At 44.6% G+C, this 23567-nt stretch carries 20 protein-coding genes; 9 read left to right on the top strand and 11 right to left on the bottom strand.

Annotated features, from left to right (window positions below):
* Positions 1 to 7 precede the first annotated feature (7 nt).
* Entirely contained in the window at positions 8 to 1846 is a 1839-nt protein-coding gene (locus CJD36_RS00605; RefSeq protein ID WP_105037177.1) for a DUF7619 domain-containing protein, read from the top strand.
* 68 nt (positions 1847 to 1914) lie between these two features.
* On the opposite strand, the gene CJD36_RS00600 is transcribed toward CJD36_RS00605, so the two are convergent.
* Complete coding sequence (locus tag CJD36_RS00600) at positions 1915 to 2169, bottom strand: acyl-CoA-binding protein (protein WP_105037176.1); 255 nt, start codon at positions 2167 to 2169, stop codon at positions 1915 to 1917.
* An 83-nt stretch (positions 2170 to 2252) separates the two neighbouring features.
* Positions 2253 to 2729: a heme-binding domain-containing protein gene (locus CJD36_RS00595; RefSeq protein WP_240609261.1), complete on the bottom strand. Its 477-nt coding sequence runs from the start codon at positions 2727 to 2729 to the stop codon at positions 2253 to 2255.
* 149 nt (positions 2730 to 2878) lie between these two features.
* On the opposite strand from CJD36_RS00595, the gene CJD36_RS00590 reads away from it, so the two are divergent.
* The 3 genes from CJD36_RS00590 (at position 2879) to CJD36_RS00580 (ending at position 6853) form a co-directional block, all read left to right on the top strand.
* Positions 2879 to 3490 carry a thioredoxin family protein gene (locus tag CJD36_RS00590; RefSeq protein ID WP_105037175.1) on the top strand — a complete coding sequence of 204 codons (612 nt, stop codon included), beginning with the start codon at positions 2879 to 2881 and terminating at the stop codon, positions 3488 to 3490.
* A gap of 23 nt (positions 3491 to 3513) precedes the next feature.
* The gene (locus CJD36_RS00585) at positions 3514 to 4287 is read left to right on the top strand and encodes a hypothetical protein (protein ID WP_133162434.1); all 774 of its coding nucleotides are present in this window, start codon (positions 3514 to 3516) and stop codon (positions 4285 to 4287) included.
* 139 nt (positions 4288 to 4426) lie between these two features.
* Complete coding sequence (locus CJD36_RS00580; protein WP_105037173.1) at positions 4427 to 6853, top strand: choice-of-anchor L domain-containing protein; 2427 nt, start codon at positions 4427 to 4429, stop codon at positions 6851 to 6853.
* A gap of 320 nt (positions 6854 to 7173) precedes the next feature.
* Here CJD36_RS00580 and CJD36_RS00575 read toward each other — a convergent pair whose 3' ends face one another.
* Together CJD36_RS00575 and CJD36_RS00570 are read right to left on the bottom strand one after the other, a co-directional pair.
* Complete coding sequence (locus CJD36_RS00575) at positions 7174 to 7950, bottom strand: hypothetical protein (protein WP_105037172.1); 777 nt, start codon at positions 7948 to 7950, stop codon at positions 7174 to 7176.
* Positions 7951 to 8275: 325 nt separating this feature from the next.
* Complete coding sequence (locus CJD36_RS00570) at positions 8276 to 10471, bottom strand: S46 family peptidase (protein WP_105037171.1); 2196 nt, start codon at positions 10469 to 10471, stop codon at positions 8276 to 8278.
* 125 nt (positions 10472 to 10596) lie between these two features.
* Here CJD36_RS00570 and CJD36_RS00565 point away from each other — a divergent pair, with 125 nt between their 5' ends.
* Positions 10597 to 13218 carry a T9SS type A sorting domain-containing protein gene (locus tag CJD36_RS00565; protein WP_161499160.1) on the top strand — a complete coding sequence of 874 codons (2622 nt, stop codon included), beginning with the start codon at positions 10597 to 10599 and terminating at the stop codon, positions 13216 to 13218.
* A 74-nt stretch (positions 13219 to 13292) separates the two neighbouring features.
* On the opposite strand, the gene CJD36_RS00560 is transcribed toward CJD36_RS00565, so the two are convergent.
* The 4 genes from CJD36_RS00560 to CJD36_RS00545 all read right to left on the bottom strand — a co-directional run bounded on the left by CJD36_RS00560 (position 13293) and on the right by CJD36_RS00545 (position 16161).
* Complete coding sequence (locus tag CJD36_RS00560; RefSeq protein WP_105037169.1) at positions 13293 to 13934, bottom strand: zeta toxin family protein; 642 nt, start codon at positions 13932 to 13934, stop codon at positions 13293 to 13295.
* Positions 13921 to 14187: a hypothetical protein gene (locus tag CJD36_RS00555; RefSeq protein ID WP_105037168.1), complete on the bottom strand. Its 267-nt coding sequence runs from the start codon at positions 14185 to 14187 to the stop codon at positions 13921 to 13923. Before CJD36_RS00555 ends, CJD36_RS00560 begins: the two co-directional genes overlap by 14 nt.
* Positions 14188 to 15216: 1029 nt before the next feature.
* Positions 15217 to 15867: a Spy/CpxP family protein refolding chaperone gene (locus tag CJD36_RS00550; protein WP_105037167.1), complete on the bottom strand. Its 651-nt coding sequence runs from the start codon at positions 15865 to 15867 to the stop codon at positions 15217 to 15219.
* A gap of 3 nt (positions 15868 to 15870) precedes the next feature.
* Positions 15871 to 16161 (bottom strand): hypothetical protein, encoded by a 291-nt coding sequence (locus CJD36_RS00545; RefSeq protein WP_105037166.1) that lies wholly within the window; start codon positions 16159 to 16161, stop codon positions 15871 to 15873.
* Positions 16162 to 16349: 188 nt separating this feature from the next.
* On the opposite strand from CJD36_RS00545, the gene CJD36_RS00540 reads away from it, so the two are divergent.
* The 4 genes from CJD36_RS00540 (at position 16350) to CJD36_RS00525 (ending at position 20258) form a co-directional block, all read left to right on the top strand.
* On the top strand, positions 16350 to 16742 hold the full coding sequence (locus CJD36_RS00540) for a hypothetical protein (RefSeq protein ID WP_105037165.1): 393 nt from the start codon (positions 16350 to 16352) through the stop codon (positions 16740 to 16742).
* Positions 16743 to 16815: 73 nt separating this feature from the next.
* Positions 16816 to 17226 (top strand): PepSY-like domain-containing protein, encoded by a 411-nt coding sequence (locus CJD36_RS00535; RefSeq protein WP_105037164.1) that lies wholly within the window; start codon positions 16816 to 16818, stop codon positions 17224 to 17226.
* A gap of 76 nt (positions 17227 to 17302) precedes the next feature.
* Complete coding sequence (locus CJD36_RS00530; RefSeq protein WP_105037163.1) at positions 17303 to 19462, top strand: TonB-dependent receptor; 2160 nt, start codon at positions 17303 to 17305, stop codon at positions 19460 to 19462.
* A gap of 115 nt (positions 19463 to 19577) precedes the next feature.
* The gene (locus CJD36_RS00525; protein WP_105037162.1) at positions 19578 to 20258 is read left to right on the top strand and encodes a LutC/YkgG family protein; all 681 of its coding nucleotides are present in this window, start codon (positions 19578 to 19580) and stop codon (positions 20256 to 20258) included.
* On the opposite strand, the gene CJD36_RS00520 is transcribed toward CJD36_RS00525, so the two are convergent.
* From CJD36_RS00520 to argS, 3 genes are all read right to left on the bottom strand, one after another.
* Positions 20246 to 20965: a 4'-phosphopantetheinyl transferase family protein gene (locus tag CJD36_RS00520; RefSeq protein WP_105037161.1), complete on the bottom strand. Its 720-nt coding sequence runs from the start codon at positions 20963 to 20965 to the stop codon at positions 20246 to 20248. The genes CJD36_RS00525 and CJD36_RS00520 overlap by 13 nt on opposite strands.
* Positions 20966 to 20974: 9 nt before the next feature.
* Positions 20975 to 21508 (bottom strand): GNAT family N-acetyltransferase, encoded by a 534-nt coding sequence (locus CJD36_RS00515; protein ID WP_240609260.1) that lies wholly within the window; start codon positions 21506 to 21508, stop codon positions 20975 to 20977.
* A 139-nt stretch (positions 21509 to 21647) separates the two neighbouring features.
* The gene (gene argS / locus CJD36_RS00510; protein WP_105037159.1) at positions 21648 to 23447 is read right to left on the bottom strand and encodes an arginine--tRNA ligase; all 1800 of its coding nucleotides are present in this window, start codon (positions 23445 to 23447) and stop codon (positions 21648 to 21650) included.
* Between the last annotated feature and the right edge of the window lie 120 nt (positions 23448 to 23567).

Genomic DNA, 23567 nt, shown 5'->3' with positions numbered 1-23567 from the left:
CTTGACCATGAAAAAAGGCTACTTGCAGCTCTTGTTCTGCTTTCTTTTACTCGTAAGTTCTTCCAGCACATTCGCACAGATAGCTACTTACAACCGCGGAGATATCACTGCAGTTATCAACCCAACAATGAATCATGATTCTAATGCATGTAGCTCTACCTGTTTTGTAACGGCTAACATTACCATTAATAGTTCATTTCTCAATGACTCTGTTATAATAGTAGACACAATAACGCATACCCGCCTATTTGCTACCGGCAATGCGACCGGGGCATCACCATGGTCTGTAATTGCCGGTATAAACATGTACAATACCGTGCAACCTGACTATATGGTTGGCGGTGGCGTTGTATTTTTCAATGGTCCGGTGCTCAAGATCATTTCCGGAGTGGATACTATCGACTCTATTCCCAACAACTATGTATTACCTGTTCCCAATCCTTGCACTTACAACAACGTGACAGGAACTATATATGTGGATAATAATGGTGACTGCGCTTACAACGCGGGCGATGTTCCGTTAAATGGATTGATCGTTACAGGGACGGAAAATCTATTCAGCCCAAGTACCGGTCTATACATGAATAATGTGTATACAGTACCTACAGGCATTTATACAATGCGAATGCAGCAATCGTGGATGACCAACTATACCATTAGTCTGCCACCATCTTACGCATTTATCTTTCCGGTCACCTCATGTTTCACCGGGTCAATTACCTCTACTACACTTCCTTTGATTAATGCCGATTTTCCACTGCAATGCTCCAGCAATATAGACCTGCAATGCTGGGCCAATGCGCCTTGTGACATAAGGCCACTAGGCGCGTTTCTACTGCATCCGTATGCTACCAATACCGGCTGCGATTCGGCTACAGGTATAATGACTCTTATTAAAGACAGTCACACCACCTACAATGCGTCGCTGAGTACCAACCCGGCCACATATGTATCGGGAGACACCCTGCAATGGAACTATACCAACCTTACCAACATATCAAATGGCGCTTATTGGAACAGTTTTATAGCGGGCGTGCACCTTACCCCTGACGCAACAGTTAACATCGGCGATACGCTTTGCTTCCATGGCTATGCTACAATCGCAAGCAATGATATAGACAGCACCAACAATGTGTTCAATATATGTATACCGGTAGTTGCATCTTTCGACCCGAACATAAAAGAAGTAAGCCCTAGGGGTACAGGCGTTACCGGAAACATTCCCGTATCTACTCCCGATCTTGAATATACTATCCACTTTCAGAATACAGGCACTGCTTTAGCATACAATGTAAATGTTGTAGATACACTAGATGCAGATGTCGATGCACTAAGCTTGAAGATAGTTGGTGCTAGTCACTACATGGTTCCTGAATGGCTGGCACCGGGTGTTGTACGGTTTAACTTTAACAGCATTTTTCTACCAGACAGTAATACTAACGAACCGGCAAGTCATGGGTTTGTTCGCTTCAAAGTAAACATGCATACCGGCCTTGCATTGGGCACTCAGATAAAGAACAAGGGTTATATCTACTTCGATTCGAACCCGGCTGTTATAACCAATGAAGCACTGAATACCATTGCAGACCCAACCGTGGCGGTGACCAATGTAATACAATCAGGCAATGTACGTATTTACCCTAACCCCGCTACCACCCAGATAACAGTAGAAAACCTGCAAAACGGCACTTTATCTATTATGGGTATTAACGGCAATGTAGTTATGAGTAAAGAGATCACTGCAGTCAAAACCACAATCGACATCAGCCACCTGCCGGCCGGAATGTATATCATCAAAACAACCAACAAAAACAGCACCTCAACTACCAAGTTGATCAAGCAATAAGATCTATTTCAAAAACAACAAAGCATGATACTTGAGGGTATCATGCTTTTTTAATGTCTCCAATTATCTTATTTCAGTGTTTTGAAAATATCTACGTACTGCTGCATAGCATCATCAGATGCAATACCCTTTAATTTTTTCCAGGCACCGTGTTTGGCTTTACCAACAATATCAAACATATTAGTTGGTCCTTCTTCAGGCGCATCGCCATCGGTGGCCTGCTTGTATAGGCTGTATAGCTTTAGTAAAGTTTCGTTATCCGGACGTGTAGTCAATTGTTTACTGGCGGCTACTGCGCTCTCAAATGTCTCTTTAAGTGTCATAGTATAAAGGTAAGTAATGACTGTTAATCTATACCCGTTACCAGTAAAATGTTATGTGAAAATATGCAACGAGGTAGTTCTACCTATAATTTCTTCACCGTATCAGCTACCTGCGCGGCCAGCCCACGGGCCCAGTTCACTACAAGTGTTTTTTCAGCGTCTGTGAGAATGGCGTCTTTGTGAACGACAGTATAACTACTCAGTGGCATTTCATTGTCTGTTATGGTACCCGCTACTTCCGTCAATTTCTTCGCTTTACGCTTAACACTATACGTATCAAATTCAGAGAAGTTAAGGTGTCGCTTACCCTCTTTTACATGATCATTCAGCCACCAATCTACAGGCTGAATTTTACTGTACCACGGATAGACAGTACTGTTGCTGTGACAGTCATAGCAGGCACGGCGCAATACTTTCCGCACATCATCAGGCACATGGTATGCGCGAGTAATATCTTTATCAGTCATTACACCATTTTCATTTTTCGCCGGGTGGAAAAATTGTATCACTACCAGAGCGACTACAGAAACAATGACGGACCTTTTTATGATCGATTTCAAATTTAAAACGTATTATTCAGATGCACAATCTAATATAAATAACTTATTTTACAATACAAATAACAAATAAAAATAAATCAGCTGCAACTTACCAGCCCGTAATTTACATACTTATGGGCTAACTTTACTGAAAAATCATAGCATAAAATATGAAAACGACTCTATTTTCAGTTTGTACCATCATTGCCATGTCAACAGCTACAGTAGTCTTTGCTCAATCTACTGACAAACTAAATCCGGGCGATGCCATGCCTGCCGCGACGGTGGCTATGAAAAACACTGATGGAAAGACCATGACATTAAAGAGTGCCATAGCCAAAAACGGATTATTAGTAATGTTCTCCTGCAATACCTGCCCGTTTGTGATCAAAAACCAGCCGGTTACGACTAAAACAATTGAGTATGCCAAAGCACACAACGTGGGTATGGTCATCATCAACTCTAACGAAGCGAAACGCGATGGAGAAGACTCTTACAAAGAAATGGTGAACTATGCCAAAAAGCAGGGCTATAGTGTACCCTACCTTATTGACGACAATTCTAAAGTAGCCGACGAATTTGGTGCCAATCACACACCTGAAGTTTTCCTCTTTGACAATACCGGAAAGCTCGTGTATAAAGGTGCTATGAACGACAACCCCGGCGACCCTACCGCCTACAAAAAGGTATTTATAAATGATGCGATAGATGCAATGCTGATGGGCAAAGAAGTGAACCCCAAAGTAACAAAATCGATTGGGTGCAGCATAAAAAGGAAATAATAAAAACAAAAAATGGCACGAAAATGGCTTGCTTATTTAATATGAGCAAGCCATTATTTATTTTACTCCTAAGCATTACCCTTGCAAGCCTGCACATTTCAGCACAGGAATACCAGGTGTGCGTGTATCACTATTTCAATAATAAAAAGGTATCTACATCGCAGTGTTTTGATAAAGATAAAAGGTGGGGAAAGGCTTTAGCTTATGATAAAACCGGTAAGATCATTTATGAAAAGGAACTGAGACGCGTGGCGGGTAATAGCAGCGTCGATTTTACTTACTACCCCGATGGTGCGGTAAGCCGGGCACAATGGCATAGCGCACCCGATGCGGGTATACAATGGTATAATTCCACCACCTACTTTTCTAAAGACGGAACAATAGAAAAGGTAGAAGAGAACAGTTATGACATGACTCCGGGTCTCAAAGAACTGAAAGTGCCGGGGGAATATACACCGCAGATCAAAAAGCAGGAAGCAGCGAGATGTGGTGCTATCTACAGTACAGAGTTTTACTTCATAAACAAATACAAATATCCGGTAAATATTACGGCGACAAGAAAAGGTAATGCAGCGGATATTAAGACAGTAACGGTAAACCCCGGCGACACTGCAATAGGCGGCAGTTTCATCATGACAGAGCAATTTGTAGAATTATCTGATTATTATACTTTTAGCGCCATCCCAACCAAAACCCGCAAAGGGCGGTCATATAGTATAGTATTGTGCAAAGTACCAGGTTTTGAGACAATCAGTAAAGCAACAAGACGATATCATTACGTGGCCTTAGACATGTAATACCGACTTTATTCTTACTTACCTGCTATCTTATGATCGTAAATTTGCACAATTATGTCTTTTTTTAATGTTTCACTGTTTCATAATGTACAGGTAATATTAAAAACGGTCCTTTGCGGTGTCAAACAGAAAATATTATATGTTCGGTAAATTCTACAAGTTAAAAACCCTGTCAATCCTAATCATCCTCTCGGTTGTCAATGTATCTATTGCTACTGCACAACTTACGGTTGTACCATCAGGCACAGCTGCATCTCTTGCGGCAAAACTGGCCGGTCCCGGTATTACAATAGTTAGCGATACGCTCATTTGCAACACACAGGCCAACGGTACATTTGTGTCAAATGCCACCCCTATTGGTATAGACAGCGGTATCATATTAAGTACCGGACGGGTATCAATGACCACCGGTACTGAGCCAGCGCTTACTTCCATCAGCTTCTCAGGTGCAGGCGACCCTGACCTTACGCCCCTGCTTGGCTCTACAACTGTAAGCCGCGATGCATGTGCACTCATTATTCATTTTGTACCCAAAGGTGATACTATCAGTTTTAAATATCAGTTCGGATCTGAAGAGTATCGCAACTCTACCTGCGGTGGTTATAATGATGCCTTTGCATTTTATATTTCAGGTCCCGGCGTTTCTGCTTCATTGCCGGGTGTGAATATGGCCATTGTTCCCGGTACTACCATCCCTGTAACTGTTAATACCATTAATAGTGGCGTACCCGGTCCGGGCCTGTCTATTGCTACTTGCAATGCCATGGGTGCAGGCTCACCATTTACCGCCTATTATATAGATAATACCGGTGGCACGCAAGTAACCTACCGAGGCTATACCACAGTGCTTACTGCTAAACATTGGGTAACACCGTGCGATACATACCGCATAAAGATGGTAATAGCTGATGCCAGTAATTACCTCTATGACTCAGGCGTATTTATTGAAGCAGGTAGTCTTAAGACCAATACGTATCATTTCGACAGGACAACAATTGGTTCAACAATAGCTACTATACCCAACGCTGTTGTAAAAACCTGCACACCAGATACCATCACGATCAAAAGCGCTTATACCGTACCATTTGCCACCACACTTAACCTATCTTATGGCGGAACTGCTACCTCTGGTCTCGACTTTTCGCCACTGCCGGCAAGTGTTACCATAGCTCCGGGAGATTCTATCGTGAAGATACCAGTAACTGGCCTGGCTACAACACCTGCAGGAGTTAAAACAATAACCATCGTGCTTACATCTGCTTCCATTTGCGGAGTGATCGATTCCATAACCATTTCTCTTATAGACGCACCATTTGCTTCTATCACCTCGCCTGATACTATTATCTGTGCGGGGAACTCATATGCAATTAACACAGCAGCTACACCTGGCCTGTCTTATGCATGGACACCATCTGCAACACTGAGCAGCGCGGTTGCTGCCAGCCCTACAGCTACACCGATTGCCAGTACGACCTATACCATGAGTGCCACTCTTGCAGGATCACACTGCCCTGTGATGACAGATATGATCACAGTGAATGTTGAAAATCCATCTTTCACCATTCTTACCCCCGACACCACCATCTGCGAAGGCTCGGCATTCACAATTCGTGTGAACGGTCCTACTGCTTATGGCTATAGCTGGAGTCCGGCGGCGGGCTTGAGCAATCCGTTTGTGAAAGAGCCCTTTGCTACACCATTGACCACCACCACTTACACGGCCACAGCCACTACTACACATAGCTGCACGGCCACACAGCAGGTAACAGTTACTGTGCTGCCGTTCAACTTTACAATCAACACCCGCGATACTTCTATTTGCGAAGGGTTTACGATCAACCTGAATGCTACAGTATCTCCCGCTGGTGCTTATACTTACCTGTGGACAGGCCCCAACGGCTATAGCTCACCATTCCTTAATGGAGTGATCACCACGGCCACCAGCCTGAACGAAGGCAACTACCACCTGGTAGTGACTAATGCCGGCGGCTGCTTTGCTACGGCTGATGAGCACATTACAGTATTTGCCATTTCCAACACACCAATACAGGCATCGCCAATAGTAGTTTGCCAGTATTCCCCGGCTATGCCTTTGATAGTAGATAATTACAACAACCTGCTTTGGTATAGCGATGTGAGCGACACTACCCCATCGGTTGCCGCGCCATATGTAACTACAGACACTATTGGCGTGCAGCACTTCTACACATCGCAGATCTCCTTCCTTACCAACTGCGTAGGACCAAAAGAACAGGTAGACGTAACAGTAGAATCTTGCTGCAACGGTCCTATCATCATACCAAGTGCGTTCACCCCTAATGGCGACGGACACAATGATATATTGAGAGTAGTAAGGTCGGGCGACTATGCCCTTACCGAATTTCATATCTACGACCGCTGGGGTACACTCATCTTCACGTCGACCGACGAGACACCGGGATGGGATGGTACAGTAAATGGCCAACCAGCCGACATGGGCACCTACTACTACTCATTAGTAGTTAATTGCAGGCATTCGGATAAGCATCCGATACTGAGGAAGGGAGATATAACGCTGATAAGGTAGGCATATGCCACGCAGCAGCAATGCTGCAAGACAAGAGATTTTTTAAATACACAAGCAGATCGTATCCTTACTAAGCCTACACTGGTCGAAGCGTCTCGCTTCGTCCTAACACATGCAAGCGTCTCGCTTGCGAATAATACCAATTTGACTTTAAAATTACACCGACTGAAATAACCACCTCCCCCTAAGTTTCGGCAGAAAAAGCCGAAACTTAGGGTACTCCTCCTTCAAAAGGAGGAGAGTGGTTGACGTATTCAAAAGTGTGAAATTGATGTCCATTTGGTATAAACCCGCTCTCCGCTCTCTTTCCCGCTCTCCTATTAGTATCCATTCGCACTGCGCTCTGTCTCCTCGCTCTCTTCACCGCCTTGAGCCTTCTGCCACTTCTCATAAATTACCCCGAATACCTTAGCGAATAAAAGGAGAATACCCGTAAAGGCAGCCAACATTTTAAACTCCCAGAACACCGGATTTGCAGGAAATAACATCTTTAAAATAGGGAAACCAACAAACAAATAAATGCCAATAGCACCCACTATCCCACCCGCCAGTCGCCATGCGGCCTTGCGCTTTTCAGACGGACTTTGCGTATATACGGGTGTCTTCTTTTCATAGCCCAGCGGCACTTCAGGTTCGGGATTCTTTATATTGTAGCGTTCCACAGCATCCCAAATATCCCTGCCCATCGCCTCCATATCTTCCTTGCCGGTCACATACATATTGAACTGATTATAGACCACGTCGCTGCCATCTTTCAGCAGCAAGGCGTAGGTGCGCGAAATGCGGCTGGCAATGTATTCATGGTCCTCTATGTCTTTGAAGTGGATCTCTTTATCGTCCTGCTTGCTGAGCAGGTAGTGCTTCATCCACCGCATATGCAGGCGGTCATTCATCACAATGGTTTCTATAAGTCCCGATGAAAATACCCGCATCAACAGGTACGAAAGCGACACCATTTCTGCCAGGTAGATCAGCAATATCAGCCACACGTTCATCAGCCCCGACAACGAGAACACTATTATCATTCCTATAAAAGAACTGACAATAAACGCCACCATCCGCGAGAATGGATCTGATACAGAAGTACGGTAGGTCATAAGGGTACAATAACAGTCACAAAATTACCGCAAATATTACAAATGGTAATTGGTGGATTTTATAATAGAGTTTAACAATCACAACTTCGAATGTCATGCTGAGCCGCGCCGAAGTACGAAATTCGCACAGGACATATTCGTTTTGTATCTTTTCTATAATTGACGGGTGCACCCAGTGTATTATACCCAACCCGATGACTGTTGGTCAAAACACACAAAAGCGGCAACCCTAAAACAAAAAAACAGCCGCCTCGTTTCCGAAGCGGCTGTTCATTGTATATTCATAACACGCATTGAGCCATTCAGCCATTGCGCAATTGAGCCATTACTTGCGTATTTCCATTTCCTTGATCAGGTTATCGGCATGGCCCATTTTATCTATCATGAACAAGATGTAGCGGATATCGCACACAATTGTTCTCTTATACTTACGGTCGAAAGCGATATCACCGCTCATAGCTTCCCAGTTACCATCAAATGCGGCACCGATCAACTCACCATTACCATTGATACATGGACTACCTGAGTTACCACCGGTAATGTCATTGTTAGTGATAAAGCAAGTGTGCAACTTACCATCAGCATCGGCATACATACCATAGTCCTTAGCCTTGTACAGGTTCACAAGGTCGGCAGGTACATCAAAATCTTCATCACCCGCTTTGTACTTAGCCATCAGGCCATCCATAGTAGTGAAGTAGTTGTAGTGTACACCATCCTGTGGCTCATAGCCCAATACGCTGCCATAAGTGATACGCATCGTAGAGTTAGCATCCGGATAGAACATCTTATCTTCCTTCCAAACCATCATCTCACGCAGGTATTCCTTAGCCAGTTCCGCCTTGCGGTAGTTAAATGCTTCTACCTTAGGCGCATACTTCTTGTAGTTGTTGGCAAAGCTGTAAGCATACAATACTGCAGCATCATTCTTCAATGCGGCAAAAGTTGGTGCTTCGCAGAACTTGTTGAACGATACGCTATCTGTTAAGAAAGTATGGCTATAAACATAGGCAGCATACGCCTCATAAGTAGTACCCATAAAGCAAGGCAATTCGCCCTTCTTTGGCTTAGCACAGCTCTTCTTGCCTACACACTCCTTGTTGAAGATAACATTAGCATAGATATCAGGCATCTGGCTCTTGTCTACATTCTCATAAAACATCTTGGTCATCTGTGCAAACAGGTCCATATCAGTAGCCTTCTCATAATCATGAGCGGCAGCACGGTAAGCGGTCTGTGCATTGGTTATGTACTTCTTCACGCTATCCGCATCCGGCTTAGGGTTCTTTTCGTAGTAGTCATACAGTGGCTTCAATGCTACTGCCATGCGCGACATAGCACTTGCGCGGAAACACTCACCATAATAAGTAGCATGCTTGGCATATGGCTTATAATCATCAAATGCCAGCTCGAACTTGCTCATCAGCCCTGCATCCATGCCCTGTGTAGCACGTGCCCAGGTGGTAAACTTATCTTCGCTCTTCTTCTTCTTTTCTACCACGTTGAGGCGCTTCAACTGCTCGGTCTGACCGATAAAGTACTTCCAGTAGTTAGCAATTTTGCTGTAAAGGCCGGTCAACTGCAGGTAAGTCTTCTTATCAGCATCCATGTGCTTCTTCATAATGTTCAGGCGCAGATCGCGGATGGCTACGATAGAAGGATTAACCGTATTGATGGCCAGGTCTACACCATAGCTCACTTCATAACGGTTGGTACGGCCGGGGTAACCCATTACCATAGCATAATCGCCTTCTTTTTGTCCTTTTACCGATACCGGCAGGTACTTACCGGGGTGGTAAGGTACATTGCTGGCTGCATATGGCTTAGGATTGTTGTTGCTATCAGCATAGATACGGAACATAGAGAAATCTGCCGTATGGCGTGGCCACATCCAGTTGTCAATATCGCCGCCATACTTACCCAGGCTGCGCGGAGGATTACCTACCAGCCTTACATCGGTATAACGCTTGTATATCAACAGGAAATACTGGTTACCATTAAAGTACTCTTTTACATTGGCTACATACTTACCCTTCTTGCCTTCGCGCTCTTCTATTACCTTGCGTACAGCATCAAAAGCCTTGGTATATTCAGCACCGGTAGTGCCGTTAACGGCCATCTTTACCTCGTTGGTCACATCTTCCATGCGCTGCAGGAACAGTGCGGTAACACCCTGCGCAGGCATCTCCTCGCTCAGGCTATGTGCCCAGAAACCATTATCCAGCAGGTTACGGTCCACAGTACTCAGCGCGGCAATAGCATCATAACCACAGTGGTGGTTAGTCAACAGCAGGCCATTAGAAGAGATCATCTCGGCAGTGCAACCACCACCAAACTGCAGAATGGCATCCTTCATGCTGCTGTGATTAATGCTGTACAGGTCTTCCTTCGTGAGCTTCAGGCCCAGGCGCTGCATCTCATCATAATTCTTACCAATAAGCATAGGTATCCACATACCCTCATCTGCCCTTGCGCCCATCATACCGATAACGGCAACAAAAAGTAAAAGTGTTTTCTTCATTTGTCTTATTTAAAAATATGCGCAAATATAGGCTCTATACTCCATTTATCATATGGCAGAAAAAGGGGGAGATTAAGGCCGAAACACCACCACACCAAATAATTGAATATATTTATGATGTTTCTATGAAAAGACATTTCCAATTTTTCCTCTACTTCCTTTTGATTGTGCTTAGCAACACTGTTGCATATGCGCAGCAATACCAGTGGGTAAAAACAGGCGGTACTAATTTCACAATGCCGCCGGGGTATAGTAACGAGAGTTCTTATTTTACTACGACTGACCCTAACGGAAATGTGTATTCTGTAAATATTGTTGCGAATACTGCTATTTACGCAGATACTTTCTACAGGAGCAGTGGCTACGGATCGAATAATAACGCATTACTGACTAGTTATGACTGTCTGGGCAATATGCGGTGGGCTAAATTAATAGGTGCTTCGGCTGTTCCGTATATATTAGGGTTAACCGCTGATAGCATTGGGCATGTGTATATATGTGGCACATTTACTCATGGTATACTTCGTATTGGTTATGACACAACAATACCTAATTCAACTAGCAATCAGGTTGCAGCTGTAATACAGTTCGATACATCCGGCCATCTCAATTGGCTAAGATGGGTTGGCCCCAATACGGCGGCTAATTATTATGCGAGTGGTATCGCCTTAGGTACCCTGGCACTGGATGGGCAGCAAAACGCACATTTCTTAAAGTTGTTCAGGGCGGGTTCGCAAATCACGCCAACAGTATTGAGTGTGTCAGGTCATTATGATCTGGCATACGATGCATCGGGAACATTGTTAACTGCTACGCAGATACAACTGGATACCATGTGGAAAATTCACAGTGCAGCAATCGATCGTTACTCAGGAAAATTGTATGCCTGTGGTTTTCCTAGTGGATATGCACCAGGAGCTGGTGGTAATTTTGTAGCAGCTTTCGACATCAATCGTAACATGGTATGGACTGACTCGATGCATGATGTCACCATTCCCGGTGCTGGTGGATTTAGTGGAATAGTATGTGACAATAATGGCCATCTATACCTTTCGGCTACCGGAACCGGTATGCTTACTTACAGGGGCGATACCGTTCGTAATCCGGTATTATGGGGTGGTGCAACTTCTTTTGTCGTTAAAACGGATACTTTTGGAAACCCTTTCTGGATAACAGGATATGCTGCGAGTACAGGTGTCAATTGGTTTGAGAGCATTACGCCTATTCGGGGCAGCAAAGTAGCAATTGCAGGAGTTATGGCTGGAATAGTGGTCAGTGGCAACGATACCATGGCCTCGTATAGCGGTGAAGGTCAAAATTCTTTCTTTAGCATATTGGATACAGGTGGTTATGTCCATTCTATTGAACAGATACACGGGAATGCGTTTTACGACCATGCCTATACCATTTCTTCTGATAAGGTTGGTAATCTTTTCATCGGCGGTTATTTTTCAAGTGATATATGGGGTGGTTCGTTACCGCATATTACCAGTGTAGGAGGTAATACCGATTTTTGTGTCGTGAAATACGGGGTGAGCTGTGGCTGTACTGCAATGCCGTTGGCGGCCTTTACCCATAGTGGTAATCCCTTTGTTACGTTTACTTACAGCGGTACTGTTACGGGTATAGATAGTGTGAGGTGGTATTTTGGTGATGGTGGTACAGCTACCTCCTACAGCACTACCCATAATTATACTACTCCCGGTACTTACATAGTGAGTGTTAGTATCTATTCAGCCTGTGGCAATGATATACGGTTTGCAACTATCGTCGTTCCTTGTGTTGCTGCCCCCGTTACAGCCTTTACTTCATCCGGCACATCTGCAATCCGAAACTTTACCTATACAGGCACTACAGCTGGTATAGATAGTGTGTCCTGGAATTTTGGTGATGGTGGCCATGGTGTAGGTCTTACACCTTCACATACCTATCTCGCAGCCGGAACCTACAATGTCTGTGCGACGGCATATAATCCATGCGGCAACCACACCATTTGTCATACAGTCAATATCACTTGCACAGCAGCAATTGCCCCGGCATTTACACATACTGGTTTCGGCCCTATTAATTTTACTTACACTGGCACAACCGCAGCATTAGATAGCGTAGTCTGGCACTATGGAGACGGAGGGCATGGTGCAGGACTTGCCTCGGCTCATACATACATTTCAGCAGGTATTTATACGGCTTGCGCATTAACCTATAGCCAATGCGGTGTAGATTCTGTTTGTGATACCATAACCCTGCCTTGTGTATCTGCACCCATAGCATCTTTTACCAGCAGCGGATCACCTGCTGTAACATTTACCTATACAGGTACAACCGCCGGAATGGATAGCCTTACGTGGGATTTCGGAGATGGACTCACGGATACTGGCACGGCACCTTCGCATACCTACACTACTACAGATACCTTTCATGTATGTGTGATAGTTTATACTCCTTGCGGTTCAGATACTGTGTGCACCGATGTTATTGCAACCGGCGTGGGCATTAACGACCCGGCCAATGCGCTTACCCATATCTCCATCTACCCTACCCCTACTGCAGATCTGCTCAACATCTCCGGCATTACCACCACTACCCGCTACCGCCTGTTCTCCCTTACCGGCACCACCCTGCAAGACGGCACACTACAAACCGGAAACAATACCCTTAACGTCAGCAACCTGCCCCCTGGCGTGTACCTGCTACAATTCAGTAATGATAACGGAGCAAGGACAACAGCGAGAGTAATTAAACAATAGGTTATCAACTATGTGCTGTAGACATAACTCAACGATCGTCAGGAGCAGGCACTTTTGGAGTACAGTTATAATAATCAGAGAAAATCTTTGATTTTTTGTGCGAGCAACGGCAATCCGGATTTGATCCACTTCTTTTTCATGGCTGTTTTTAAAGCAAAAGTAATTGCACCATCTTCGATAACAGCAAGAAGTGCTGGCATGGTCATCCCATCATAAAGTTCAATTACCTTAAACGTACTGTTATACTCATCAATATACTCCAGGTTCCTTTCGTAAACACCTTTTATGGTTTTGGGTTCAACATAGTGCCCTCCTTCAATTACTCTTTGTCCTACTCTGGCAATACAGTCACTAACCTTATCTAAACACAGATAGTTGAGTTGGATCTGGTATCCTGCCTTGGTAAACATATCAATGTAGGCCCAGTAATCGGGATGAGAAAGAGGTGTTTCGAGTACAAAATGATTGTTCTGACGAATAGCAGATTTCATAGCTTCTACCAATTTGCTTTCCATCTTTGCTGTGGCTTTATAAAAAAGCTCATCAGTGCTTACACCTTCAGCAATGAGTTTTTGTTCAAATTCTACCCTTGTATTATCCCTGTCGAATGACACAATACCTTGAAATGCTGTTGGTAGCATCGTCTGTATGTGGGTGGATTTACCGGCACCATTAGGCCCGGAAATAACAAGCAAGGTGGGCTTAGAGTAATCCATACGCCTTCCTTACTTTGTCAGCTTCTGATGCATGAAGCGTTTTAAGTACCTTATATTGAAATGTAGAACCAGTGGAAAACACCTCCTGCAGCTCAATATGTCCGTCAGCAAATTCACGATACACCTGACCGTCTGGTAGTTTATCTGAGAGGATAAGAAATGGAAGATTTTTACTGAAATTAACCGCCCTCAACCTCTTTATTGTAATGAGGTATTTTTCATCTTTCTCCGTTGCTATATGCGTAGTTAACATGATTATCGGGTTTGTATGACCGGGCAATTAGTGCATAGTAAAAATACGAAAAAATCTGATAATATGGGTGCTAAAAAGGACCTAAAACTTGTAGCAAAATACCTATTAAATGGAATTTTGTAACACCATTGCCACTAAAAAACATATCCACAGAAATCACCCCTCTCAAACCCTTACCCACAGCACACTACAGCCTGCTGCGCCTTTACTTTTGTTGATATCTTTATTTGCCCGAAACAGATCCCTGCACTAAATTGCACCCACATTGGCACCACGCCTGTAAGCTCCTTGACATATCGACTCTATCACAAAACTAGCATGCACCACCGGGCACACTGGTCCAATACTGGTCGAAGCGTCTCGCTTCGTCCCGGCACATGCAAGCGTCCCGCTTGCGAAGTTGCGCAAACACTAACCACATCAAATAAAGATCGCCCGTTGTCGGTCTCTGACCGACAACACATCAAACCGGCCCTCTTTGAGTACGTAACAACACACCCTAAGGAATTATAAATCGGGCACGATCGGGCATACCCAAATTCATTAAACAACTAATAACCAAACAATTACACCAAACCCATGCCCGATTATTTTTTCAAAACCATCGGGCATTGGATAAATTTCAGTAGGCCCGTTGTCAGTCTGTGACTTCAAGTGTTCGAAACGTGATAAAACAGGTCTGAAAGACCGAAATATAATAGCCCGGGGTGTAGCCCCGGGTATTAAAAAATGAAGTGATCCTAGCCCTGAAGGGGCGAAAGAAATTACATAATATGAGGAGTTTGTTACAGAAAATGAAGTTTCGAACACTTATGGTCTCTCACCAACAACACATCAGGCCGGCTCTCTTTGAGAAAAACAAAACACGCTCTCCGCTCTTTCGCTCCCCGCCCTCCCATTCGTCGGGCACGATCGGGCATACCAAAATTCCTTAAACTACTAATAACCAAACATTTACCAAAAAACAATGCCCGATTATTTTTTTACAAATAATCGGGCATCAATAAATATCAACATGAAAAAACTAACCTATTTCTTAGTCGGCGGCGGACCATCATCCCCATCCCTATCTCCCGGCGGCGGACCACGATGCTCATGTTCCTCCCCACCCTCATGTTCTTCCTGCTCCTCCTGCTCACTTTCACCACGCTCATGTCTGCGGCGTTCCGCCGGGCCCATGCCGTCACCACGGAAGCGGGGCTGTTCGGGCAGGCGAGTAAGTACATCGCGGGTAATAGTATCAAACTTTTGTTTCTGCACATCGGTAAGGATAGACCTTATCTCCCTGAAGCTATTGTAAGTCTGTAACTCTATCAACCTATGATAATTCCCAAGGTCATTGCTCAGTCGGGTCATTTCTGCCGCATCAGGTGCAGCCACAGAAATATTATTGAAGAATTGTGTACGCACATCTCTTGCCAGGCGCTTCAGGCTGTCTACATGCGCATGTTGCTCCGCAACAATAGCATCAAACTTAGCCTGTTGCTCTTTCGACAAATTGAGATCGCCGTCAAAAGCCATCATTCTTTTACCGCCACGACCGTGATGTTCTTCTCTTTCGCTACCACCGCTATACCCGGGTTGTGGTTTGAACCATATTATAGCTATCAATGCCATATTACAGACCACCAGCAAACCTACCAACCATTTCCAGAGACCTGATGCCTTATTATCTTCCATATATTAAAAACTACCTTCTGATAAATTACTTATCTGCTCGTCTACCAATTGATAAACACCTGTTTGTGTTGTTTGTTTAGCCTTGGTAGCATGATATACCGAAAATATGTTCACTGCCAGCAACAATACCGCCGCCGCCGCTACCCTGGGCAGCAACACACGCAGGTTATTCCTGCTGGTCCGCACCCTGCTCATCACCCCCTCATACATACCATGTGGGGGTGGCACGCGCTGCATTCCTGCAAGGCTATCCATCACCTCATTTACCCATATGTTCTTATCCGGCTGATCCATAAAAATTACATTAACAATAGTTAGACGCTGCACTTACCTTTATCCTTCGCTTGCAAACGAAATAATTTGCCATCCAAAAATAAGGGTAAGTTGCGAGATACCGATGTACCCCACCTTCAAAGTGAGACACGTCACCAACCCAAAAAAGCAACAAATTGAATTGAAGAAACCACATATATTTGTAACGCGTGAAACAAATAGTCATAACCTTCTTACTGGCATACTATGGCATCGGGGCTATCTTGTTCCCCATGGGCGACCTGTCTTTTATGCGCGACCTGCCACAAATGTATCAGCAATGCGCGCAGGAAGACCCGGATATTAACCTCTGCGATTTTGTTGTAGAGCACCTCCTGAACATACATGATGGCGATGAAGCGGAAGAGCATGACAAGCCACACCAGGCTGTTTACAACCACATACCGGTGCAAACATTAATTACATTCTATGCTAAAGCAAAATCTCCGATAATTATAGTCAAAGAATTCATTATCAAACAGAAATACTCAATTTTCAAAACAACTTCATTTCGTCCCGGATACCTTTCGGGTGTGTTTCGCCCTCCGGCATTTACCATATAGCCATACAGTTTAACATTCTGGTTAAAAACCGGATGAAACCTTCAATTATTTAATTCAACTCAACAATTCTAAAATGAAACATATCGTTTTGTGCGTAGCTATGCTATGCACCATCAGCGCAATAGCGCAGAAAACTACTTCAGTTCCGGCTTTGGTAAAAGCAGCCTTTGCCAAAGCATATACTACTGCCACTAAAGTAAAATGGGAAAAAGAACATGGCAATTATGAAGTATCTTTTACCAACGGCGCAGACAAGATGTCTGTAGTATACAATGAGAAAGGCGTAGCGGAAGAAACCGAAACGGCTATTCCCGCAGACAAACTGCCCGCCAGTGCTAAAAAATATGCTGAAGCAAAAGGCAAAATAAAGGATGCCGCGATAATTGTAAAGGCAGATGGCAGTAAAGTATATGAAGCGGAGGTAAATGGTAAAGACCTGATATTTGACATGCAAGGCAACTTTATCAAAGAGGTGAAAGACTGATCACTCTCTTCTAAAATTATAGTCCGGAGTAGTACTTGCTGCTCCGGACTTATCTATCATTTTACAAACAAACTACATGAAAAACATATTCATGTTGTGCTGGGTGCTGTTGTTTAGTGCAGCGGCCCACGCACAACAAACATTAAGGCTAAGGGTAATAGACGCCGCTAAAAAAGATGCCTTACCGGGGGCAACAGTGAAGGTAGATAGTGCTGTAGCGGGTATAACCGACACCCTGGGATCAGCAACTATCAATGTATCAGACGGCAAGCACACAATAGAAATAAGTACTTTAGGTTATGTCACTCAAAATATTATTATTCAGCAGGTTAATAATAATATTAGAACCGTGCAGATGGAGATAGATAATGCCAGTCTGGAAGAAGTAACCCTTATAGCTTCTACCCGAAACAACCAGGCGATCGAGAGCAGTCCGCTGAAAGTAGAAGTGTTGGGAAAGGAGGAAGTAGGAGAAGAAGTTGGCATCAGGCCGGGCAATATTGCCAGCATACTGGGCGATGTTAGCGGTGTGCAGATACAGCAATCATCGGCCGTATCGGGCAATGCAAATGTGAAGATACAGGGATTGCCGGGTAGGTACACACAGATACTCAGGGACGGAATGCCACTGTATGATGGATTTTCCGGCGGGTTTGGCATTCTTACCATCCCCCCACTCGACTTGAAGCAAATAGAACTGATCAAAGGATCGGCCTCTACCCTGTTTGGCGGCGGGGCTATTGCCGGGCTGATCAACCTCACCTCCCGCAGACCTACGACCACACAGGAGGCAGATATAGTAGCCAACTACACCTCACTGAATGAGCTTAACCTGAATGCCTATGTGGCCAAAAGATATAAAAGAGTGGGTTACACCCTTTTTGCAGGTTACAGCCGGCAGGAAGCCAAAGATGTAGATGGTGAGGGATTCAGCGATGTTCCACAGGCCAAAAGCCTGCTACTCCACCCCAAACTATTCTTCTACCCATCAGATAAGACCATCATCAGCATTGGTTACTCGGGTACATTTGATAAAAGACTTGGTGGGGATATGGTGGTCTTAGCAGGACAACCAGACACGCTACATCAATACGAGGAACACAATACGAGTGGCCGCCATTCGGGAGAATATAGTATTGACCACTTTTACAAAAGCGGAGCCAGGCTTACGATAAAAGGACTGTTTAGCTATTTCCGCAAAATATCATCTGGCAGTGAACATAATATTGAGGGCTGGCAACAGAGCTATTACAGCGAGGCGGCGTTATTCAAACCATATAAGCACAGCGAACTGGTATTGGGAACAAATATAGTTGGAGATCAGTATCGCACGCTTACAACAGACAGTACGCTTATACATAAGTTCGTCAACTTCACGGCAGGTGCCTTCGGTCAATACACCATGCATCTCACTAAAAACACAACACTGGAGGGAGGATTGCGAATAGACAACCATGCAAAATATGGACTGTTTATCCTGCCACGAGCTGCATTTTTTCAGCATATCAATGAGCATTTCGGGCTGCGTGCAGGGTTTGGTATAGGCTATAAAACACCGAATCCATTGGCGCAACAGGACATAGAATATGAACCCCGCTATATAGCACCTGTAGGCGACAACATTAAGGCAGAAATATCTTACGGCTATAACCTGGAAGGCAATTATAAGCATGATTGGGATAAGGATCATAGCCTGTTCATCAATCATGCATTCTTTCTTACCCAGATAAATAATCCCACTTACCTTGTTTACAAGGCAGTTGACACCATTTCGCTCATTAACAGAAACCAGCCTGTGCTCACCATGGGCTTTGATACCTACGTGAAGCTGGTACTGAAGAAATGGGAACTGTACGGCGGCTATACCTTTACCAATGCTGTAAATAAGTGGCAGAGCAATGCGCCTGTGCCATTAACACCGCGCAACAGGCTTGCCTTTGTTTTGGTAAAAGAAATAGAAGAGGACTGGCGGCTTGGACTGGAAGGCTCCTATACAGGAAGCCAGTATAGATATACCGGTGATAAGACTCCCGGTTATATGTTCATCGCCCTTATAGCTCAATACAAACTGGGCATGCACGTGTACATTGTTGCCAACTGCGAGAACCTGCTCGACTATCGTATGAGTAAGGTAGAGGCGTTATATTCGGGTAGTATCAGTAATCCTACATTCAAGCCTCTTTGGGCACCTATTGATGGGCGCGTAGTAAACGTATCTGTGAGGTGGAAGTTATAAAAGCCCCCCTGCTGTGACACACCTGCCGGCAACCAGATGTGCCACACCTCAAAGGTGTGGCACATCTTATAAAATCGACTATTGTATTTACAAACAAACCATTTAATTTTACAACGTGCAGACTTTCAAAACATCAAAAGCAAGGGAGAATATCTTAAGTCGTATCCGTAAAGGACTGAGCGAGGCCAAACTGCCTATGCCCTTCCCCGAAACGGATAAGGAAAACCAGAAGATATATACTACCAGTACCGATGGTATGGAGGAAGTATTTGCTGATGCTTTCATAAAGCTGGGTGGAAAGTTCATCTTCTGCGACAATGAAAAGGAACTGCTCGACAACATAAACATACTGCACGAAAGCCGTGGCTGGAGACATATGCTTTGTGCCGACAATCGCTTGTTGAAGATGTTCAACGACCTGGAACCAGGTATTGTTGAACCTGCAGAGCCCTACCTGGAGACAGCAGATGCCTGCATTACCGGCTGCGAAATGCTGGTAGCCCGCACAGGATCTATCCTCATAAGCAGTAATCAGCACATGGGCCGCACAGCCCCTGTGTTCTACCCAATTCACATAGTGTTTGCCTATGCCGACCAGATAGTTGGCGATATAGATGACGCCTTTGCCACAATGAAGAAGAAGTATGGCAATGACCTCCCTTCAATGATGAACCTCAACACCGGCCCCAGCCGCACCGCAGATATAGAGAAAACACTAGTAGTAGGCGTTCACGGCCCCGCAGAAGTGTTTTGCTTTTTTGTAAATGCCGAGAGTGGTGCGTTTTATAAGAGGTGATAATACGCAATTGTTTCAAATTCAAGACAATACCCCACACTCCCCACATACCCATCTCCAATCACAAAACTTCTAACTACCCAATCAACGTGGGTAAACCCAACTTCATGCACACCATGAAGTGATGGTATGGAAATAAGGTCGTCATCTACACCCTTAGCAGTTGCCTTAAGTAGGGCTTCTTTACGTGTCCAGAGGAGGTAAAAGGTGTGCCGGGGATCATTAGATGAGCGGATCTGAGCGGCTTCTAGTGCGCTGAAACAAGTAGGGATAATTTCTTCATAGTCGAAGTCTGGGTGAATATGCTCTACGTCTATACCTACTTCATAATGAGATATAGCAATCAGTATTTGGTCGCCGGAATGAGAGACATTGTAGTGGATGGGCTGAGTGGCGCTTTGTATATATGGCTTCTTGTTGTTAACTATAGAGAATACTATATTCTGGGGAGCTTGGCTAAGGTATTTGCCCAACAACTGCCTTAGCGCTACCCTGCTTATAATAAACCGTTCTCTGTCTTTTTGCTGGTAGTAGCTGTTAGCGCGTTTGTGTTCGGCTTCGCTAAGTAAAGTGTCTGCTAAAGTAAGCAGGTGTAATGATTCGGAGATGGTGATACTGTAGACATGTACTGTATTGTGCAATTGATAAGTATCCGGCTCATTTTGCCAGCTTACATTATCTATATTACCACAATTGACTATTGCCATGTTATGCGTTTAAGCCGGTTTGTTCCAGTCTTCCTTCGTTATCTCAAAGATATAATTAAGCTTGTAAGCTTCGCCGGGCATCTCCATTTCTATTTGTCCCACTTTCTTGCCGCCTATTTTCATGGCTGCTTTCTGAGAACGGATGTTTCCCTCGCCTATGTGTAGCAATACAGAACCGACTGACTCAAACGCATGATCGATCATCAACTGTTTCAGTGCACGGTTGTAGGTTCCACCCCAGCAGCTTCGTGCCAGGAATGTATACCCTATGGCTATTTCACCTTTTGCGGCATCATAGTCGTAATAGCGGCTGCTACCGATAACCTCATTGGTCTTTGCATCGAAGATGAGAAACGCGCTACCGGATGCGATAGCCTCATTGAAGAAAGCCTGGAATACGTCTCTTTTATAGCGAAACTTATTGGGGTGCTGATCCCAGATCAATGGGTCGGACGCTACAAGGTATAGGCGTTCCAAGTCGTCTGATGCCAGCGGTACCAGTTTGATCAGGTCGTTTTCGAGATGGGTGGGTTGGAGGTTCATGTTTATATTTTAGTGAGCAATCAACGGAAACATATCATTTTGATAACCACCTCCCCCAATAGTTTCGGCAGAAAAAGCAGAAAACTATTGGGTACTCCTCCTTCAAAAGGAGGAGAGTGTGTAATGAAATACTTAGACACTACATTTTCTCAGGCAATGCTATTCCCAGTAGGTTCATAGAGTGGCGGAGAATGGATGCGGCCATTACTACTATCATCAGTCTCAGTTGTTTCTTTTCTTCGCTTTCGGCTTTCGATATGCTGTGCACATCGTAGAATGAGTTGAAGGTCTGGGCCAGCTGGAAAGCATAGATACATAGCTCCGATGGATTGTATTCATCGGCTGCAGCAGCCAATACCGTGGGGTATTGCTCCAAATGCAGGATCATTGCTTTCTCCAGCGGCGCTATTTCCTCAGTCAGTTTAAATGCCTGAAAATGGCTTACTGATGGCATCAGCGGTACATTCTCTTTCCTGAGGATAGAGCAGATACGCGTGTGGGCGTACTGTATGAAAGTAGCGGTAAAGCCATGCAGATCTATCGACTCTTTTGGGTCGAAGATCATCTTCTTCTTAGGGTCTACCCTTAGCAGGTAGAACTTAAGTGCACCTAATCCCACAGTATCATATAGTTTGCCCAGTTCTTCTTCTGTAAATCCTGCGGTCTTGCCATTCTGTTCGGCCTGCTCTCTGGAAAGGGAGATCATCTCTTCTACCATATCATCTGCATCTACCACAGTGCCCTCTCTGCTCTTCATACGGCCCGATGGCAGTTCTACCATGCCATAAGACAGGTGATGGATACCATCACCGCAAGGCTCGCCCATTTTCTTTAAAATGAGCTTCAGTACCTGCATGTGATAGTTCTGCTCATCGGCAATCACATAAAGCGACTGATTGAGTTTAAAATCGTCATACTTAAGCTTAGCTGTACCCAGATCCTGAGTTATGTATACCGAGGTGCCATCGCCACGAAGCAGCAGCTTTTCATCCAGTCCTTCGTCTTTAAGGTCTATCCATACTGAACCGTCATCCTTTTTGAAGAGTACGCCCTTCTCCAGGCCAGACTGCACGAGTTCTTTACCTAACAAATAAGTCTCGCTTTCGTGGTAGGTTTTATCGAAGGTGATGCCCATTTTCTTGTAGCTTACATCAAAACCTTCATATACCCAGCCATTCATTGTTTGCCATAGGCCATAAACTGCAGGATCACCGGCTTCCCACTTGCGGAGCATTTCCTGTGCTTCTATCATTATCGGAGCTTCTTTCTCCGCTGCTTTTTCATCTTTACCGGCAGCTATCAGCTCTGCTACCTGGGCCTTAAACAAGTCATTGAACTTTACATAGTAGTAACCCACCAGATGGTCTCCCTTCATGCCTGCAGATTCGGGAGTGGCATTATTGCCCAACTTCTCCCATGCGATCATACTCTTACAGATATGTATACCCCTGTCGTTAATGAGATTGGCTTTTACCACTTCATTGCCTGCGGCCTTTAATATCTGAGACACAGCTGCACCAAGGAATATGTTACGCATATGCCCGAAGTGCAATGGCTTATTTGTATTGGGCGATGAATATTCCACCATTACCCTGTTATCCCTTTTAGCCTGCTCACCATAGTGTGCATTGGCGAAATTATTGAGCAGGAATGAGCCCCACACGTTGTCTTTTACGGCCATGTTGAGGAAGCCGCTCACTATGGCGTATGAAGAGAACAGATCGGTATTAGCCACGAGGTAGTCGCCCAACTGCACACCCAATGCATCGGGCTTCATGCGCAGGAGCTTTACAAAAGGAAACAGCACTACGGTATAATCGCCTGTAAATTCAGGCTTGGTCAGATTAACGGATATCATGGAATCCTTTATCTCCGCATCGGGGTAAAGGATTTTCAGAGCAGATGCAACGGCAAGTCTTGTCTGTAAGAAAAGGGTCATTGTATGGAGTGTTTGTGTGTTGTTAATGTTTCTTAGAAACGTACCAGCAATTAGGTTGCTTATAAGTTATGTCGCCCTTTCAGGGCTAACGTTTTGTTGTTTTTCTCTACGAGGGGTTGA

It is taken from the genome of Flavipsychrobacter stenotrophus, assembly GCF_002954265.1.
In the GTDB taxonomy this organism is placed as follows: Bacteria; Bacteroidota; Bacteroidia; order Chitinophagales; family Chitinophagaceae; genus Flavipsychrobacter; species Flavipsychrobacter stenotrophus.
This window is presented reverse-complemented; position numbering and strand designations above follow the sequence as displayed.

Excerpts from the sequence above, each read along its gene's own strand:
- CJD36_RS00605 (WP_105037177.1), top strand. The coding sequence starts at position 8 with ATGAAAAAAGGCTACTTGCAGCTCTTGTTCTGCTTTCTTTTACTCGTA.
- CJD36_RS00600 (WP_105037176.1), bottom strand. The coding sequence starts at position 2,169 with ATGACACTTAAAGAGACATTTGAGAGCGCAGTAGCCGCCAGTAAACAA.
- CJD36_RS00590 (WP_105037175.1), top strand. The coding sequence starts at position 2,879 with ATGAAAACGACTCTATTTTCAGTTTGTACCATCATTGCCATGTCAACA.
- CJD36_RS00585 (WP_133162434.1), top strand. The coding sequence starts at position 3,514 with ATGGCTTGCTTATTTAATATGAGCAAGCCATTATTTATTTTACTCCTA.
- CJD36_RS00580 (WP_105037173.1), top strand. The coding sequence starts at position 4,427 with ATGTTCGGTAAATTCTACAAGTTAAAAACCCTGTCAATCCTAATCATC.
- CJD36_RS00575 (WP_105037172.1), bottom strand. The coding sequence starts at position 7,950 with ATGACCTACCGTACTTCTGTATCAGATCCATTCTCGCGGATGGTGGCG.
- CJD36_RS00570 (WP_105037171.1), bottom strand. The coding sequence starts at position 10,471 with ATGAAGAAAACACTTTTACTTTTTGTTGCCGTTATCGGTATGATGGGC.
- CJD36_RS00565 (WP_161499160.1), top strand. The coding sequence starts at position 10,597 with ATGAAAAGACATTTCCAATTTTTCCTCTACTTCCTTTTGATTGTGCTT.
- CJD36_RS00560 (WP_105037169.1), bottom strand. The coding sequence starts at position 13,934 with ATGGATTACTCTAAGCCCACCTTGCTTGTTATTTCCGGGCCTAATGGT.
- CJD36_RS00555 (WP_105037168.1), bottom strand. The coding sequence starts at position 14,187 with ATGTTAACTACGCATATAGCAACGGAGAAAGATGAAAAATACCTCATT.
- CJD36_RS00550 (WP_105037167.1), bottom strand. The coding sequence starts at position 15,867 with ATGGAAGATAATAAGGCATCAGGTCTCTGGAAATGGTTGGTAGGTTTG.
- CJD36_RS00545 (WP_105037166.1), bottom strand. The coding sequence starts at position 16,161 with ATGGATCAGCCGGATAAGAACATATGGGTAAATGAGGTGATGGATAGC.
- CJD36_RS00535 (WP_105037164.1), top strand. The coding sequence starts at position 16,816 with ATGAAACATATCGTTTTGTGCGTAGCTATGCTATGCACCATCAGCGCA.
- CJD36_RS00530 (WP_105037163.1), top strand. The coding sequence starts at position 17,303 with ATGAAAAACATATTCATGTTGTGCTGGGTGCTGTTGTTTAGTGCAGCG.
- CJD36_RS00520 (WP_105037161.1), bottom strand. The coding sequence starts at position 20,965 with ATGGCAATAGTCAATTGTGGTAATATAGATAATGTAAGCTGGCAAAAT.
- CJD36_RS00515 (WP_240609260.1), bottom strand. The coding sequence starts at position 21,508 with ATGAACCTCCAACCCACCCATCTCGAAAACGACCTGATCAAACTGGTA.
- argS (WP_105037159.1), bottom strand. The coding sequence starts at position 23,447 with ATGACCCTTTTCTTACAGACAAGACTTGCCGTTGCATCTGCTCTGAAA.